Source organism: Streptomyces sp. NPDC107581 (assembly GCF_055657175.1).
Genome location: NZ_JBVKBH010000008.1, coordinates 13,132 through 28,400, shown reverse-complemented (window position 1 = coordinate 28,400; position 15,269 = coordinate 13,132). Strand labels below are relative to the sequence as shown.

13 protein-coding genes are annotated in these 15,269 nt (G+C 71.1%); 7 read left to right on the top strand and 6 right to left on the bottom strand.

Annotated features, from left to right (window positions below; translation table 11 throughout):
- The first annotated feature begins 48 nt into the window (after positions 1–48).
- Positions 49–447 (top strand): DUF4307 domain-containing protein, encoded by a 399-nt coding sequence (locus tag ACZ7P3_RS21515; protein WP_472083951.1) that lies wholly within the window; start codon positions 49–51, stop codon positions 445–447.
- Between the two features lie 211 nt (positions 448–658).
- Positions 659–1,159, top strand: a complete 501-nt coding sequence (gene greA, locus ACZ7P3_RS21510) for a transcription elongation factor GreA (protein WP_472083949.1) — start codon at positions 659–661, stop codon at positions 1,157–1,159.
- A 62-nt stretch (positions 1,160–1,221) separates the two neighbouring features.
- Here the strand turns inward: greA and ACZ7P3_RS21505 are convergent, their stop codons facing one another.
- From ACZ7P3_RS21505 to ilvA, 3 genes are all read right to left on the bottom strand, one after another.
- The gene (locus ACZ7P3_RS21505; protein ID WP_472083947.1) at positions 1,222–2,079 is read right to left on the bottom strand and encodes an ABC transporter permease; all 858 of its coding nucleotides are present in this window, start codon (positions 2,077–2,079) and stop codon (positions 1,222–1,224) included.
- The gene (locus ACZ7P3_RS21500; protein ID WP_472083945.1) at positions 2,076–3,059 is read right to left on the bottom strand and encodes an ATP-binding cassette domain-containing protein; all 984 of its coding nucleotides are present in this window, start codon (positions 3,057–3,059) and stop codon (positions 2,076–2,078) included. Before ACZ7P3_RS21500 ends, ACZ7P3_RS21505 begins: the two co-directional genes overlap by 4 nt.
- A gap of 285 nt (positions 3,060–3,344) precedes the next feature.
- The gene (ilvA, locus tag ACZ7P3_RS21495; protein WP_472083943.1) at positions 3,345–4,574 is read right to left on the bottom strand and encodes a threonine ammonia-lyase; all 1,230 of its coding nucleotides are present in this window, start codon (positions 4,572–4,574) and stop codon (positions 3,345–3,347) included.
- Between the two features lie 161 nt (positions 4,575–4,735).
- Here ilvA and ACZ7P3_RS21490 point away from each other — a divergent pair, with 161 nt between their 5' ends.
- The 3 genes from ACZ7P3_RS21490 to ACZ7P3_RS21480 all read left to right on the top strand — a co-directional run bounded on the left by ACZ7P3_RS21490 (position 4,736) and on the right by ACZ7P3_RS21480 (position 6,156).
- Positions 4,736–5,242, top strand: coding sequence for a MarR family winged helix-turn-helix transcriptional regulator (locus tag ACZ7P3_RS21490; RefSeq protein ID WP_472084588.1), 507 nt, complete (start codon positions 4,736–4,738; stop codon positions 5,240–5,242).
- Positions 5,243–5,375: 133 nt separating this feature from the next.
- Positions 5,376–5,882, top strand: a complete 507-nt coding sequence (locus ACZ7P3_RS21485) for a sigma factor-like helix-turn-helix DNA-binding protein (RefSeq protein ID WP_472083941.1) — start codon at positions 5,376–5,378, stop codon at positions 5,880–5,882.
- A gap of 25 nt (positions 5,883–5,907) precedes the next feature.
- Positions 5,908–6,156: a hypothetical protein gene (locus ACZ7P3_RS21480; RefSeq protein WP_472083939.1), complete on the top strand. Its 249-nt coding sequence runs from the start codon at positions 5,908–5,910 to the stop codon at positions 6,154–6,156.
- A 9-nt stretch (positions 6,157–6,165) separates the two neighbouring features.
- On the opposite strand, the gene ACZ7P3_RS21475 is transcribed toward ACZ7P3_RS21480, so the two are convergent.
- Positions 6,166–7,320, bottom strand: a complete 1,155-nt coding sequence (locus ACZ7P3_RS21475) for a cystathionine gamma-synthase (RefSeq protein WP_472083938.1) — start codon at positions 7,318–7,320, stop codon at positions 6,166–6,168.
- Positions 7,321–7,829: 509 nt separating this feature from the next.
- Between ACZ7P3_RS21475 and ACZ7P3_RS21470 the strand changes: the two genes are divergently transcribed.
- Positions 7,830–8,948 (top strand): hypothetical protein, encoded by a 1,119-nt coding sequence (locus ACZ7P3_RS21470; RefSeq protein WP_472083936.1) that lies wholly within the window; start codon positions 7,830–7,832, stop codon positions 8,946–8,948.
- 364 nt (positions 8,949–9,312) lie between these two features.
- On the opposite strand, the gene ACZ7P3_RS21465 is transcribed toward ACZ7P3_RS21470, so the two are convergent.
- Positions 9,313–10,356: an NAD(P)-dependent alcohol dehydrogenase gene (locus ACZ7P3_RS21465; RefSeq protein WP_472083934.1), complete on the bottom strand. Its 1,044-nt coding sequence runs from the start codon at positions 10,354–10,356 to the stop codon at positions 9,313–9,315.
- A gap of 180 nt (positions 10,357–10,536) precedes the next feature.
- Here ACZ7P3_RS21465 and ACZ7P3_RS21460 point away from each other — a divergent pair, with 180 nt between their 5' ends.
- On the top strand, positions 10,537–11,484 hold the full coding sequence (locus tag ACZ7P3_RS21460) for a helix-turn-helix domain-containing protein (RefSeq protein ID WP_472083932.1): 948 nt from the start codon (positions 10,537–10,539) through the stop codon (positions 11,482–11,484).
- Between the two features lie 274 nt (positions 11,485–11,758).
- Here the strand turns inward: ACZ7P3_RS21460 and ACZ7P3_RS21455 are convergent, their stop codons facing one another.
- Positions 11,759–15,061, bottom strand: coding sequence for a S8 family peptidase (locus ACZ7P3_RS21455; RefSeq protein ID WP_472083930.1), 3,303 nt, complete (start codon positions 15,059–15,061; stop codon positions 11,759–11,761).
- Between the last annotated feature and the right edge of the window lie 208 nt (positions 15,062–15,269).

Below are 15,269 nucleotides of genomic sequence, written 5' to 3'. Positions count from 1 at the left end.
CGGGGCCCCTTTTCGGGACAAGGTCCCGACCCTGCCGGGAGGACGATCATGAGTACGGCGAGCACGCGGCTGCCCGAGGGCCGCTACGGCCGCTCCTCGGACGAGCGCGCCGACCGCAAGCTCAGGATCGCCGGCACGGTGCTCGGCGCGGCCCTGCTCGCCCTGGTCGGCTACTTCGCCTACCACTACGTGGCGGAGAACAAGATCAGCGCCCAGGTGATCACCTTCGACGCGTCCGACGACGCGGTCCGGGTGCACCTGGAGGTCCACAAGGACGCGGACGCCTCCGGCTACTGCACGCTGCGCTCCCAGAGCGCCGACGGCGCCGAGGTGGGCCGGGCGGACTTCCGCTTCACCGGTCCGGCCACGCGCATCGACAGGGTCGTCACGCTCCGTACGACGGCCAAGGGCACGACGGCCGAGCTGCTCGGCTGTCACGCGGGCTGATCCACCGGCCGAACCGGCCCGCCGGTGCCGGACAGCGCCCGGTGTCACCCACAATGCGTATGCGCTGACCTGCGTTGATGCGATTCTGACGGCTTATGTCCTCCCCCTTTGGCCGCGGAATTGTTAGGCTCGTGGTTTCGCCCTTCCAAGAGGGAACATGCTTCTGGGTAGGGCGATGATTTGTATTCCCAGTACCGACGAGGAGCACCCTGTGACCCAGACCAGCGAGAACGTCACCTGGCTGACCCAGGAGGCGTACAACAAGCTCAAGCATGAGCTTGAGTACCTTACTGGTCCTGCGCGCACGGAGATCGCCGCCAAGATCGCGGCCGCGCGCGAGGAGGGCGACCTGCGCGAGAACGGCGGGTACCACGCGGCCAAGGAGGAGCAGGGCAAGCAGGAGCTGCGCGTGCGCCAGCTGACCCAGCTTCTGGAGAACGCCCAGGTGGGCGAGGCTACGGCCTCCGCGGACGGTGCCGTCGCGCCGGGCATGGTCGTGACGATCGCCTTCGACGGTGACGAGGACGACACCATGACGTTCCTGCTCGCCTCCCGCGAGTACGCGAGCTCCGACATCGAGACGTACTCGCCGCAGTCCCCGCTCGGCTCCGGCGTCATCGGCCACAAGGTCGGCGAGAACGCGGAGTACGAGCTGCCGAACGGCAAGAAGGCCTCGGTGAAGATCCTGGAGGCCAAGCCCTACTCGGACTGAGCCCCCCCGGCTTCGTATCGCGCCCCCGGTGTCCGTGTGACGCCGGGGGCGCTGCCGTCTCGTCAGGCGGTCGCCGAGCGGTACTTGCGGACCGCCAGGGTGCGGAACACGACGACGATCAGGACCGAGTAGATCAGCGAGGCCCAGACCGGGTGCTGCATGGGCCAGGCGGTCGACTGGGACTGACCGGGGCTGCCGAACAGCACGCGGGCCGCCTGGACGGTGGCACTGAACGGGTTCCACTCCGCTATGTGACGCAGCCACGGGGTCATGTTGCTGGTGTCCACGAACGCGTTGGAGATGAAGGTCACCGGGAAGAGCCAGACCAGCCCGCCGGAGGTGGCCGCCTCGGGGGTGCGCACGGTCAGGCCGATCAGCGCTCCGATCCAGGTGAACGCGTACCCGAGCAGGAGCAGCAGGGCGAACGCGGCGAGGACCCGGCCCGCGTCGGTGTCGTGGAAGGTCCCGACCCGCCAGCCGACCACCAGCGCGACGACGGCGAGAACCAGCAGGGTGAGCGCCGTCTGGACGCTGTCGGCGAGGGTCCGCCCGGTCAGCACCGCGCCGCGCGCCATGGGCAGGGAGCGGAAGCGGTCGATGAGGCCCTTGTGCATGTCGTCGGCTATGCCCGCGCCGGAGCTGGCGGTGGCGAAGGTGACGGTCTGCGCGAAGATGCCCGCCATCAGGAAGTTCTTGTAGGACTCGGCGCTGGTGCTGCCGTCGATCTTCATGGACCCGCCGAACACGTAGGTGAACAGCACCACGAACATGATCGGCTGTATCAGCCCGAAGATCACCACCTCGGGAATGCGGGACATACGGATCAGATTGCGTTTTGCAACGATCAGCGAGTCGCGGACGGACCGGCCGATGGAGTTTCCGGGTGTCGCCAGGGGCGCGGTGTCGGTCACGGCACTCACTTCACGGCCTCCTTGCCGTTCGTCCCGCTCTGTTCGGCGGCCTCGGCCACGTGCCCGGTCAGGGACAGGAAGACGTCGTCGAGGGTGGGGCGGCGCAGTCCTATGTCGTCCATCTCGATGCCGCGGCCGTCCAGCTCCCGGATGACCTCGGCGAGCAGCTTGGCGCCGCCGGTGACGGGGACGGTGAGCTTGCGGGTGTGCTCCTCGACGGTGGTCTCGCCCTTGCCGAAGCCGCGCAGCACCTCGGCGGCGCCGGCCATGTGGTCGCGCTCGTGCACCACGACCTCGACGCGCTCGCCGCCGGTGCGGGCCTTGAGCTGGTCGGAGGTGCCCGTTGCGATGACCCGGCCGTGGTCGACCACCGCGATGTCGTGGGCCAGGTGGTCGGCCTCTTCGAGGTACTGCGTGGTGAGCAGCAGGGTCGTACCGCCGGAGACGAGCTGTTTGATGACCTCCCACAGCTGCTGGCGGTTGCGCGGGTCGAGGCCGGTCGTGGGTTCGTCCATGAACATCACGGGCGGGGAGACCACGAGGGCGGCGGCGAGGTCGAGCCGGCGGCGCATGCCGCCGGAGTAGGTCTTGGCGGGGCGGTCGGCCGCGTCCGCGAGGTTGAACTGCTCCAGCAGGTCGGCCGCGCGCTGCTTGGCCGCCTTGGCCTTCATCTGGTAGAGCTGCCCGACCATCTGGAGGTTCTCCCTGCCGGTCAGGTATTCGTCGACTGCCGCGAACTGGCCGGACAGGCCTATGGACCGGCGGACGGTGTCGGGGTGCTTGAGCACGTCCACGCCCGCGACGACCGCCTTGCCGTGGTCGGGACGCAGCAGGGTGGTCAGACAGCGGACCGTCGTCGTCTTGCCGGCGCCGTTCGGCCCGAACAGGCCGAGGACCGTGCCCTCGGGGACATCGAGGTCGACGCCGTCCAGTGCCTTTACGTCGCCGAAGGTCTTCACGAGGCCTTCGGCATAGATGGCGCCTGGCATGTGAGTCTCCACGTCGTCGGGATTCTTCGGAAGAGTCGGAAGAGAGAGTAGGTTTGCGCGCCCGGAGCCGCCCGCAGTTTTCCACCTGCGGAACTCCGCCTGCGGATTGCTGTCCGCAGATTCCTGTCTGCGGTTTCCGCCCGCGATCCGGTGGGCCGGCGGCGGACCGGCGGCCACGCGACACACCATAACGCGATGTATCGCGTCCATCAATGGATTTCCCCGAACGAACGACACCGCCGCCCGAGAGCGCCCCGACAGCGCCCCGGCAGGCCCCGTCCGGGCTCAGTCGATGACCGTGTAGCCCGCCTCGCGCAGGGCATGGCCGACCTCGGCGCAGTGGGCCGGTCCCTTCGTCTCGAGGTGCAGTTCCACCTCCGCCTCCGTGAGCCCGAGCCGGGGATCGGTTCGCACATGGCTCACGTCGAGGACGTTGGCGTCGACCACCGACAGCACCCCGAGGAGCGTGGCGAGGGCGCCCGGCCGGTCCGTCAGCCGCAGCCGGACCGCCAGGTAGCGGCCCTGCGCGGTCATGCCGTGCCGCAGCACCCGCTGGAGCAGCACCGGATCGACGTTGCCGCCGGACAGCACGGCGACGACCGGGCCGGGGAAGGCGCCGGGCTCGCCGAGCAGAGCCGCCACCGGGCTCGCCCCGGCCGGCTCGACGACCAGCTTGGCCCGCTCCAGACACAGCAGCAGCGCGGCCGACAGCTGGTCCTCGCTGACCGTGCGGACCTCGTCCACCAGCTCGCTGATGATCCCGAACGGCACCAGGCCCGGCAGGCCCACCTTGATGCCGTCGGCCATCGTCACCGGGTTCTGCACCGGTACCGGCCGGCCGGCCGCGAGCGAGGGCGGGTAGGCCGCGGCGCCCTCCGCCTGCACCCCGACGATCCTGACGTCCGGCCGTACCGCCTTCACCGCGACCGCGATCCCGGCCGCGAGCCCGCCGCCGCCGATGCCGACGACGATCGTGCGCACCTCCGGGCACTGCTCCAGGATCTCCAGGCCGACCGTGCCCTGGCCGGCGATCACGTCCGGGTGGTCGAAGGGGTGGATGAACACCGCGCCCGTCCCGGCCGCGTACTCGATCGCCGCGGCGAGCGTCTCGTCGACCACCTGGCCGTGCAGGCGCACCTCGGCGCCGTAGTCCCGGGTGGCACTGATCTTCGGCAGCGGGGCGCCCTTCGGCATGAACACCGTGGCGTGCACACCCAGCAGCGAGGAGGCCAGCGCCACGCCCTGCGCGTGGTTCCCGGCGCTCGCGGCCACCACCCCGGCGGCACGTTCCTCCGGCAGCAGTCCGGCGATCCGAACGTAGGCGCCGCGCAGCTTGAACGAGCCCGTCCGCTGCAGGTTCTCGCACTTGAGGTGCACCGGCGCGCCGATCAGCTGGGACAGGTGCCGGCTGCCTTCCATCGCGGTCACCCGCGCCACACCCGAGAGCATCTTCTGGGCTCCGCGCACATCGTCGAGGGTGACGGAGCGCAAGGAGTCAGCCGTGCCGTAGCTCATGACTCAAGTCTCGCAGTTCACGGTCGCACACGACGGGTGTGACCAACCTCCGAGACCGGTTTGTGCAGCGCCGGTACGGCTCGCCCCCGGGCCGCGTACCCTGTCCCCCAACCCAGCACCCTTCATGAAGCGAGCCTCCGGCCATGCCCACAACACCTGAAATGTCGATGGACATGACGACCCTCGGTGACACCGGTCTCCTCGACACCCTCCAGCACGAGGTGGCGCTGTTCGCCCGCCGTGCGGAGCAGACCCGGCTCGGTGGGGTCGGGCAGGTGCGCAACTCCATGGACCGCGCCGCGTACCTGCTGCTCAACCGTCTGGACAACGAAGGTCCGATGGGCGTCAAGGCGCTCGCCGCGAGCATGGGGATCGACTCGTCCACGGTCACCCGGCAGGTGGCTCCGCTGGTCGACACCGGGCTCGTCAAGCGCACCTCGCACCCGGAGGACGGGCGGGCGGTGGTGCTCCAGCTGTCGCCGCGCGGCGTCTCCCGGCTGGAGGAAGTGCGCTCCTCGCGGCGTCAGTTGATGGCCGAGCTGACTCACGACTGGGCGCCGGAGGAGCGCGAGCAGTTCTGCACGCTCCTCACCCGCTTCAACAGCGCGCTCTCCGCCCGTATGACGGTCCAGGGGGTGCCGTCCCCGGAGGAGCCGCCGACGGCCTGAGGCGACCTGCCGCACGGGTGCGGTCCGGAGTATTGACCTTGGGCCGCCGCTGGCCTCATATGAGACCGGGTCCTGCGTGGTACGCGGTTCATCCGCCGCGTGCCGGACAGGGCCCCCTCAGGGGGGAGGCGCGGTGCGCGATCGGCAGGCATCCCGCGATGCCCGCCGGGCCCGGGAGTTCGAGGCGTTCGTGGCGGGCGCGGCCGGACGGCTGCTGCATGCCGCCACCCTGCTCACCGCCGAGGCGCCGGACGCCAACCCGCGCGCGCGGAGACTGCTGACGCTGGCCCTCGCCCACACCTACGCCCGCTGGGACCGGCTGCACGGCGAGGACCCGTACGACCGCGCCCGCCAGTACCTCGCCACACGCTTCTCGCACGGGACATGGCACCAGTACGGCGCCTTCGGCCGTACCCGGGCCCATCCGCGCAGCCCGCTCGCCGCCCTGACACCGCAGGAGCGGCTGATCCTGGTGCTGCGGCTGTACGAGGGGGTCGCCGAGGAGCAGACGGCGGCCCTGCTCGGCCTCCCATCCGAGCGCGTGCACACCATCTGCGACCGTGCGACGGCCACCCTGCTGCATCCTGCGCGTACGGCCGCACCGCGCGCGATGGGCGGTGCGAAGGTGGCGCCCTCATGAGGCGCCGGAGCGCGGGCAGGACCCGGTGAACCGGACGGAGCGGGAGGCCGCGGCGCGACGGATCATGGAGCAGGCACCGGCCCCCGTGCCCCCGGACCTGTACGGCGAGGTGGTCCGCCGCGGCAACCGGGTGCTGCGGCGCAGGCGCCTGGAGCACCGCCTGCTGTGGCTGCTGCTGTGCGCCGCGGCCGTGGCGTTCACCGTGTGGGCGGCGCACGCCCACCCCTGGGTGGAGCCGCCGTCGCAGACGACTCCACCGATCACCGGCTGGTGACGCGGACCGTCAGCCCAGGGCCTGCTGCAGGTCCTCCAGCAGGTCGTCGACGTTCTCGATGCCCACGGACAGGCGCACCAGGTCGGCGGGAACCTCCAGGGCGGAGCCGGCCGCGGAGGCGTGCGTCATCCGGCCGGGGTGCTCGATGAGCGACTCGACACCGCCGAGCGACTCGCCGAGCGTGAACACCTTGGCGCGGTTGCACACCTCGACGGCGGCCTCCTCGCCGCCCTCGACCCGGAAGGACACCATGCCGCCGAAGGCCTTCATCTGCTTGGCGGCGGTCTCATGGCCCGGGTGCTCGGGCAGCCCCGGGTAGAGCACGCTGGTCACGCGCTTGTGCCGGGTCAGCATGTCGGCGACCTTGGTGGCGTTCTCGCTGTGCCGGTCCATGCGCACCGCGAGGGTCTTGGTGCCGCGCAGCACCAGCCAGGAGTCGAAGGGACCGGAGACGGCGCCCATCGCGTTCTGGTGGTAGGCCAGTTCGTCGCCCAGCGCCTGGTCGGAGACGATCAGCGCACCGCCGACCACGTCCGAGTGGCCGCCCATGTACTTGGTCAGGGAGTGCACGACGACGTCCGCCCCGAGCGAGAGCGGCTGCTGGAGGTAGGGGGTGGCGAAGGTGTTGTCGACGACGAGCCTGGCACCGGCGTCGTGGGCGACCTGGGCGACGGCGGCGATGTCGGTGATGCCGAGCAGCGGGTTGGAGGGGGTCTCCACCCAGACGGCCTTCGTCTTCGGGGTGATCGCGGCACGGACGGCGGCCGGGTCGCTGGTGTCGGCGACGGACCACTCCACGCCCCACCGGGTGACGACCTTGGCGAAGAGGCGGAAGGTTCCTCCGTAGGCGTCGTTCGGGATGACCACGTGGTCGCCGGGGCTGAGCAGCGTGCGCAGCAGGGTGTCCTCGGCCGCCAGGCCGGACGCGAACGCGAGGCCGCGGCGGCCGCCCTCCAGCGCGGCGAGGTTCTCCTCCAGGGCGGTCCTGGTCGGGTTGGCGCTGCGGCTGTACTCGTAGCCGCCGCGCAGGCCGCCGACGCCGTCCTGCTTGTAGGTCGAGACCTGGTAGATCGGCGGGACGACCGCGCCGGTGAGGGGATCCGCGGTGTTGCCCGCATGGATCGCGAGGGTCTCGAAGTGCTGACTGATATGCCTGTCGCTCATGGGCACCGAGCGTAGTGCGCTCACGCGGGTGGTGCCGGACGGCGGGGTCGCACGGCCCCGGCGAAAGGGTTTTCCCTGTGCGTACGGCGGGCTGTGCGTAGGGCGGCCAGTACGTTCGGCGGCTTGTGCGTACGACACCCTGGGCGTACGGCGGCCGGTGCGCACGGCAGCCGGTCTGTACGGCAACCGGTCCGTGCGGCGGCCGGTCCGTGCAGCAGCCGGTCCTTACGGCGGCTTGTGTGCAGGGCGCCCGGTGCGGTCGGCGGCTTGTGCGCCGGGGGCTTGTGCGTACGGCACCCTGTGCGTACGGCGGCCGGTGCGCACGGCGGCTTGTGCGCACAGCGGCTTGTGCGCACGGCGGGGCCGGACCGCGGTCGCCCCTGGTGGGCGGCGGCGGGCGGCGGTGTGCGGCGGCGGTGGCCGCCTCTGTCATGACCCGCGCCGGAGTTTTCCACAGGCCCGGCGGGCGAGGTTGGCCAATTGTCGGCCGTGTCTGGTTCGCTTGAGACATGGTGATTCTCTGGCTGCTCATGGCCCTGCTCCTGCTGAGCTTCGTGATCCTCCCGCTGGTTCGGCGCAGGCGCGGGCTGATCGAGCAGGTTCCCGCGAGCCACCCGGACGCCGCCGATCCGGCGCGCTACGGCTTCGTGCGCCAGGAGGACCTGGACGTGCGGATGCCCGGCCCCGACGAGGATCTGCTGGACGTCCTGGACCTGGTGCAGCGCACGCAGGACTACCGCGCGGCCGCCCAGCTGCTGGCCGGCACCGAGACCGAGGGCGAGGTGCGCTGGCAGCGGGTGCAGGCCTTCGCCGGCGCGGTGGCCCTGGAACTGCAGCAGCGGCCGGGCGGAGTGCACGAGATACCGGGCGGACAGTGGCTCAGGGTGTGGCGGGCCGAGCAGCCGAAGGACGCGGGCGGCGCGGCGGTGCACGCCGAGTTCCTGGTGCAGCAGGCGTGGCGGACGGCCACGCCGGGCACGGACGAGTTCCGGATCATCATGGAGGAGGCCCGGGAGGCGTGCGGGCAGGCGGCGCTGCTGGCTCCCGGCGACCCGGTGCCGTACATCGTCGAGCTGTCCGTCGCCCGCGGCCTTGCCCATCCGCAGCCGGAGTTCGAGAAGCTGTGGCTGAACGTTCTGGACCGCGCCCCGCACCACATGGGGGCGCACCTGGCCGCGCTGCACTACTGGTGCGAGAAGTGGCACGGTTCCCGCGAGCAGGCGTACGCCTTCGCCGAGGCCGCGGCGGCCCGCGCACCCGAGGGCTCGCTGCTGGCCGCGCTGCCGCTCTTCGCGGTCTTCGAGCACCTCCCCGAGGTGAACCTGGTGGCGAGCTTCTACCAGAGCGAGGTCGTCACCAAGGCGATGCACGGCGCGCTGCACGCGGTGCACGCGGCCCGCCCCGACGACCCGGTGCTCGCCCACGTCCGCCACCTGCTGGTCTTCTTCCTGGTGCGCGCCGAGCGCTGGGCAGAGGCCATGGACCAGCTGATACACGTCGACGGCCATGTCGGCGCGCTGCCCTGGACCCTGACCGCCGACCCGGCGGCCGAGTTCGCCCTGTACCGCGCGCTGGCGGTGGCCGGGTACGAGGCGAACGGCGGCAGCCCGGCAAACCTGCCCGGCTGACGGACCGGCTGACCGGCTGACCGGCTGACCGGAACCTGCCGGCATCGCCGTCACCGAGGCCGACGAGCCCCACGCCTGCCCGGCTGGGCCTCGGAGAGCACACCGGAAGACGGCCCCGAGGCCGCGCTGGAGACCAGTGAGCCGACAAGCCCGTAGGCCAGTAGGCCGGCAGGCCAGTGAGCCGGCAAGCCGGTAGGCCTGTGATCCTGCAGGCCCTGCTCAAGCATCGATCGGGGATGCGGGTCGTGCCTGCGCCGGGAGGCGTCGTGACCCTGACGGGATGGATGGCACTGCCGGCGCCGGGATCGTGACGGCGCCGGCAGCGCGGCCCGCCGCCCGCCGCCCGCTGCCCGCTGCCCGCGGCTCAGATCGTGGCGGTGTCGATGACGAAGCGGTAGCGGACGTTGCTGGCCAGCACCCGCTCGTACGCCTCGTTGATCTGGTCGGCGCGGATCAGCTCGATCTCCGCGCCCAGGCCGTGCTCGGCGCAGAAGTCGAGCATCTCCTGGGTCTCGGCGATGCCGCCGATGCCGGAGCTGCTCATGCTGCGGCGGTTGCCGAACAGGGACTGGAGCACGATCTGCACCGGCTCCTCGGGGAGGCCGACGTTCACCATGGTGCCGTCGGTGCGCAGCAGGGAGACGTACGCGGAGAAGTCGAGCGGCGCCGAGACGGTGTTCAGGATGATGTCGAACGTGCCCGCCAGGTCCTCGAAGGTGTCCGGGTCGCTGGTGGCGTAGTAGTGATCGGCCCCCAGCCGGAGCCCGTCGTCCTTCTTGCGCAGGGACTGCGACAGTACGGTGACCTCGGCGCCGAGCGCGTGCGCGATCTTGACGCCCATGTGGCCGAGCCCGCCGAGGCCGACGACGGCGACCTTCTTGCCGGGACCGGCGTTCCAGTGCTTCAGGGGCGAGTACGTGGTGATGCCCGCGCAGAGCAGCGGCGCGGCCAAGTCCAGCGAGAGCCCCTCGGGGACACGGACGACGTAGTTCTCGTCGACGACGACCTTCTCCGAGTAGCCGCCGTAGGTGGGCTCGCCGTCCTTGCCGACGGCGTTGTAGGTCCAGGTGGGGCCGCCCTTGGAGCAGTACTGCTCCAGACCGGCCGTGCAGTTGTCGCACTCGCGGCAGGAGTCGACCATGCAGCCGACGCCCACCCGGTCACCGGCGGCGAACCTCGTCACGCCGGGGCCGACCTCGGCCACGACGCCCGCGATCTCGTGGCCGGGGACCATCGGGAAGATGCCCGGGGCCCAGCCGTCCTGGGCCTGGTGGATGTCGGAGTGGCAGATACCGGCGAACTTGATGTCGATGAGGACGTCGAACTCGCCGACCGCACGCCGCTCGATGGTGGTCCGCTCCAGCGGGGCCTTCGGTGCGGGCGCGGCATAGGCAGCAACAGTGGTCATGCCGGTGTTCTCCTAGCAGAGGTTCCGTGCCCGGTGACCTTCCGACCGGGCACGTCTCCAGCCTGCATCCGATCCCCGTGCGCCACCCAGTCCCCCGGTTTGCGTACGACCGCCGTGCCTACCACTGGCGGGGTCAGGCTCGCGGGCATAGGACCAGGTGACAGGGCAGATACTGGCCGTATGGACGAACAGCCGGAAGCAGCCGCCGCCGGCCGGTCCCTGGACCGGCGGGCCGAGCTGAGCGAGTTCCTGCGCAGCCGGCGGGCCCGGCTGAAGCCCGAGGACGTGGGGCTGCCCGACTTCGGACGGCACCGCCGGGTGCCCGGGCTGCGGCGCGAGGAGCTGGCCCAGCTGGCCGGGGTGTCGGTGGCGTACTACACCCGGCTGGAACAGGGCAACGGACGGAACGTCTCGGCCGAGGTCCTGGACTCGATCGCCCGCGCCCTGCGGCTGACGGACGCCGAGCACGCCCATCTCACCCACCTGGCCAAGCCGAAGGCCCACAAGAAGAAGCCCGCGGCACGGCAGCAGCAGGTGCGGGGGGCGCTGTGCCGCCTGCTGGACACGATGGACGGCGTGCCGGCGTACATCGTCGGCCGCCGCTCGGAGATCCTCGCCTGGAACCGGATGGCCGCGGCCGTCTTCGGCGACTGGCCGGAGCTCCCGGCCGCCGAGCGGAACTGGGCCCGGCTGGTCTTCCTGCACCCCGAGTACCGTGATCTGTTCATCGACTGGGAGTCGAAGGCGATCGACATCGTCTGCGCCCTGCGGATGGACGCGGGCTGCTATCCCGACGACCCGCGGCTGTCCGCCCTGGTCGGCGAACTCTCCGTGAAGAGCGAGGAGTTCCGCCGGCTGTGGGCGACCCATGACGTCAAGGAGAAGAGCCACGGGGTCAAGCGCCTGCGCCATCCGCTGGTCGGGGACCTGTCCCTGAACTACGAGACGTTCCGGGTGGCGGACGACGGCGACCAGGCGCTGATCATCTATCACGCGGAGCCGCACTCCCCGTCGGCGGAGGCCCTGCGTCTCCTGGCGAGCTGGGGGACGGACGCGACCCGCGCGGGCACGGACGGTCCGGCGCCGGCACACCGGACGCACGACGGCGCCCGCGCCGATCACCCCTGATACGACGGCGTCGCTCCCCGGTTCCGCCTCGGCACCGGCTGCCCGGCCGAAGGGCCGGCGCGGGTGCGCGCGGACCGGAGGTCCGCCCGCCGCTGTCCGGGGGCGCGCCACCGGATGCGGGCGACCGTGTGAGCCGTCGGGCGAGCCCGGAAACGTGAGCCGTCGGGCGAGCCCGGAAACGTGAGCCGTCGGGCGAGCCCGGAAACACGAACGGCCCGCCGGAAGCCGCTGCTCCGGCGGGCCGCGCGCTCACGGCCTGTTCAGCTGGTACGGCTCACTTGCCGAAGTAGGCGTTGTAGATCGTGATCGTCGACGTGTTGCCCTTCTTGTCGGCGATCTGGGCGCGGAACGAGATGCCCTTGCCCTTCGCCGGGTTCTTGACGGTGATCCTGCCGTTGTGGACGCCGACCTTCTTGAAGGTCTTGCCGTCGTAGGAGACGTAGACGGACAGGGACTTCAGGTTGCGGCCCGCGGCCGAGCCCTCCACGGCGACCGGGAAGGTCATCGTCCTGCCGGCCCCGACGCGGCTGTCCAGGCCGGTCCTGGCGCCGAAGGACAGTGCCGAGGCGGGGAGCTTGGCGAGAGCGCCGGCCGGCTTCTTGGAGCGGAAGGTCCAGGTCGCGTCGATCCGCGTGGAGGCGTTCGCGACCTTGGCCGAGCGCTTGACGGAGGTGGTCAGCTTGTAGGCGGCGTCACCGGCCGGGACCGTGAAGACCTTGTCGCCGAACAGCGGGTCGTCGTTGGAGCCGACCTTGGTGCCGTTGCGGTACAGGCTCGTGTTGACCGAGGTGAACGTCGAGTACCCGATGTTCCCGGCGCCGTCGGCGAACAGCGGCAGCGAGCCGTAGATGGTGTTGCCGTCGCGGAACAGGCCGAGGTCGGTGTTGACGAGCGGGGCGAAGACCGCGGTGTTGACGGTCCTCGTGTACGTCTTGCCCGCCGTGAAGGACTGGGCGCCGACCGAGTACGACGAGTCGGGGACCGGGAAGCCGTCCTGGTCGACCGCGCCGTCCTGCTCGAACTCCAGGCCCCACTTCACGCCGCCCTTGGCGGACAGGTGCAGGGTGCGGGTGCCGGGCAGCTTCTGCGGGATGCTGATGCCGGAGGCGCTGGAGCTGCCGGGCAGCCAGCCCGAGGCGGTGACGGAGCCCGTCTTGCCGCCGGCGGCGGCGCCGAGCCCGGCCTTGACGGTGGCCAGGTCGCTCGCCCTGTAGTGCTTGGTGTAGCCGGTGGCGAGCCGCTTGACCGGGCCGCCGGACGTGACGTCGTACTGCTCGCTCGCGCCCTTGGACCAGTGGCCGTCCCACTGCTGGAACAGCGCGCCCGAGGGCAGCGCCGGGCCCAGGTGGGCGGTGCGGAAGTTCTTGTACGTGTCCAGGAACCAGCCGTAGCCGTACTGGTTGCCGCCGATCGTGACGTCCCACTCCGGCGCGGCGAACACGGACTTGACGCCGGTGGCCGGGACGGTGATGTCCACCGGCCTGGCCTTGCGCGCGTCGACCGTGATCGTCTGCTTCTTGGCGACGGTCAGCTTCGGCTGGGCGATCCAGTCGAGGCCCTTGGTGGCGTCCTGCGGGTTCTTGAAGACGGCGGTGTTGAGGATGTACGTGCCCTTGGGCGCGCGCACCTTCACCGTGCCGGACTTGTCGTAGGGGGCCAGCTCCTGGCCGCTCGCCAGGCCCGCCACACCGGTCAGGTCGGTGTTGTAGTAGGGAGCCGGCTTGCCGTCACGACCGATGAACTTGAGCGTGACGTCGTACGACTCCACCTCGCGCTGCACCGCGGCGGCCGTGCGGACGGTCTGTCCGGCGCCGGTCGCGGTCACGTAGGAGGAGTAGGCACCGTCGACGGTGCCACCCAGCCTGGTGTCGACCGTGAGGCCGACGGAGGCCTTGCCGTGCGCCGGGACCGTCACCGTGGTCGCGCCGAGCTTGAAGAAGCCCGCCGGAGCCGTCCGGCCCTTGGGGTTGGTGGCCGTGGTGGTCAGGCTGAGCGTGACGTCCTTGTCGCCGAGGTTGCGGTACGTCAGCTGCTTGGTGGCCGGCTTGTCGTCGGTGTGCGGCCACTGCTGCACACCGAAGGCGACCGAGACCGGGTCGGCGATCACGGACTGCTTGATCGCCTTGTCGACCGCGATCCGGCCCGAACCCTGCTGGAACGGCGTGTACTTGCCGCCCTTGGCGGAGCCGGTGAGCGCGCCCTTCAGCTCGGCGTAGCCCCAGTCGGGGTGCTCCTGCTTCAGGATCGCGGCGGCGCCGGCGACGTGCGGGGTGGCCATCGAGGTGCCGTCGAGGGTCAGGTACCCCTCGGGCTTCTCGCCGACCTCCTGGTCGATGACGCTGCCCTTGGCCGCGGCGGCGGTGATGCTCACGCCGGGCGCGGTGACGTCCGGCTTGATCGCGCCGTCGCCGACGCGCGGACCCGTGGAGGAGAAGTCCGCCAGCTTGTCCTTCTTGTCGACGGCGCCGACGGTGAGCGCGGCGTCCGCGCTGCCCGGCGAACCGATCGACTGCGGGCCGTCGTTGCCCGCGGCGATCGCGAACAGAACGCCCTTCTCGGCGGAGAGCTTGTTGACCTCGGCTTCGAGCGGGTCGATGCCGGGCGAGTCGTAGCCGCCGAGGCTCAGGTTGACGACGGAGGCGCCCTGCGCGGCCGCCCACTCCATGCCGGCGAGGATGCCGGAGTCGTCACCGGAGCCGGTGTCGTCCAGGACCTTGCCGTTGAGGATCTTGGCGTCGGGAGCGACACCCTTGTACTTGCCGCCCGACTTGGCGCCGGTGCCCGCCACGATGGAGGCGACGTGCGTGCCGTGGCCGAAGTGGTCCTTGGCGTCGGCCGCCGGGGTGAAGTTCTTGGACTCGATCACCTGGTCCTTGAGGTCCGGGTGGGTGGTGTCCACACCGGTGTCCAGGACGGCGACCTTCACACCCTTGCCGGTGTAGCCGGCCGCCCACGCCGTCGGGGCGCCGATCTGCGGCACGGACTTGTCGAGCGAGGCCTTGCGGACGCCGTCGAGCCAGACGTGCGCGATGCCCGAGGCGGTCCGGTCGCCGTCGGTGACGGCGTGCCACAGCTCGGTGGTGTCCTTGACCGGGGTCTGCACGGCGTCCGCGTTCAGCGCCTTGAGGCTGCGGCGCAGGTGGCCCGCGTCGCGGACGTCGGCCTTGGCGGCCGCGGCGGTGCCGCTGTAGCCGACGATGACCTTCAGGCCGTTCTTCTGGGCCTTGCGGGTGGCGGCCCTGTTCAGCTCGGTGATGTCGAACAGGCGCCGGTCCAGCGTGCCGGAGGCGACCAGGCGGGCCGCGTCCGCGGGGACGACGAGGGTGTGCCCGTCCGCCTTGCGGACCTGGAAGGGTATGTGATCCCGCCCCTTGGCCCGCTGCAGGCCGACGACGCGGCCCTTGGCATCGAGGGCGACACGGTCGCCGGTGATCAGGGTGACGTGGTGCTCGGCGGTGAACGAGGAGGCGGCGGAAGCGTCACGCTGCCCGGCCTTCGCCGACGCGGGGCTGGTCATACCCGCGGCGAGGGCGACGGCTGCGGCGGTGGCCACGGTGGCCGCAGCTGCTCTTTTCACTTGTCTGCGCAAGTTCTCCCCCTGGAGATGGAGTACCGGGCGAATTCCCCATTCACCCGGCGGGGGGTCGTCCCGCACAACTGCGCGTCAACCCCCCGGATGCCGAAGTATGCCGGGGGGTGATCTGACGGCTCAATAGATGAGAAGACAGTGAGAAAGCGCTGCCCGGAACTGTTACGCACCGGGCGGGACTCCGTTACACGATCGC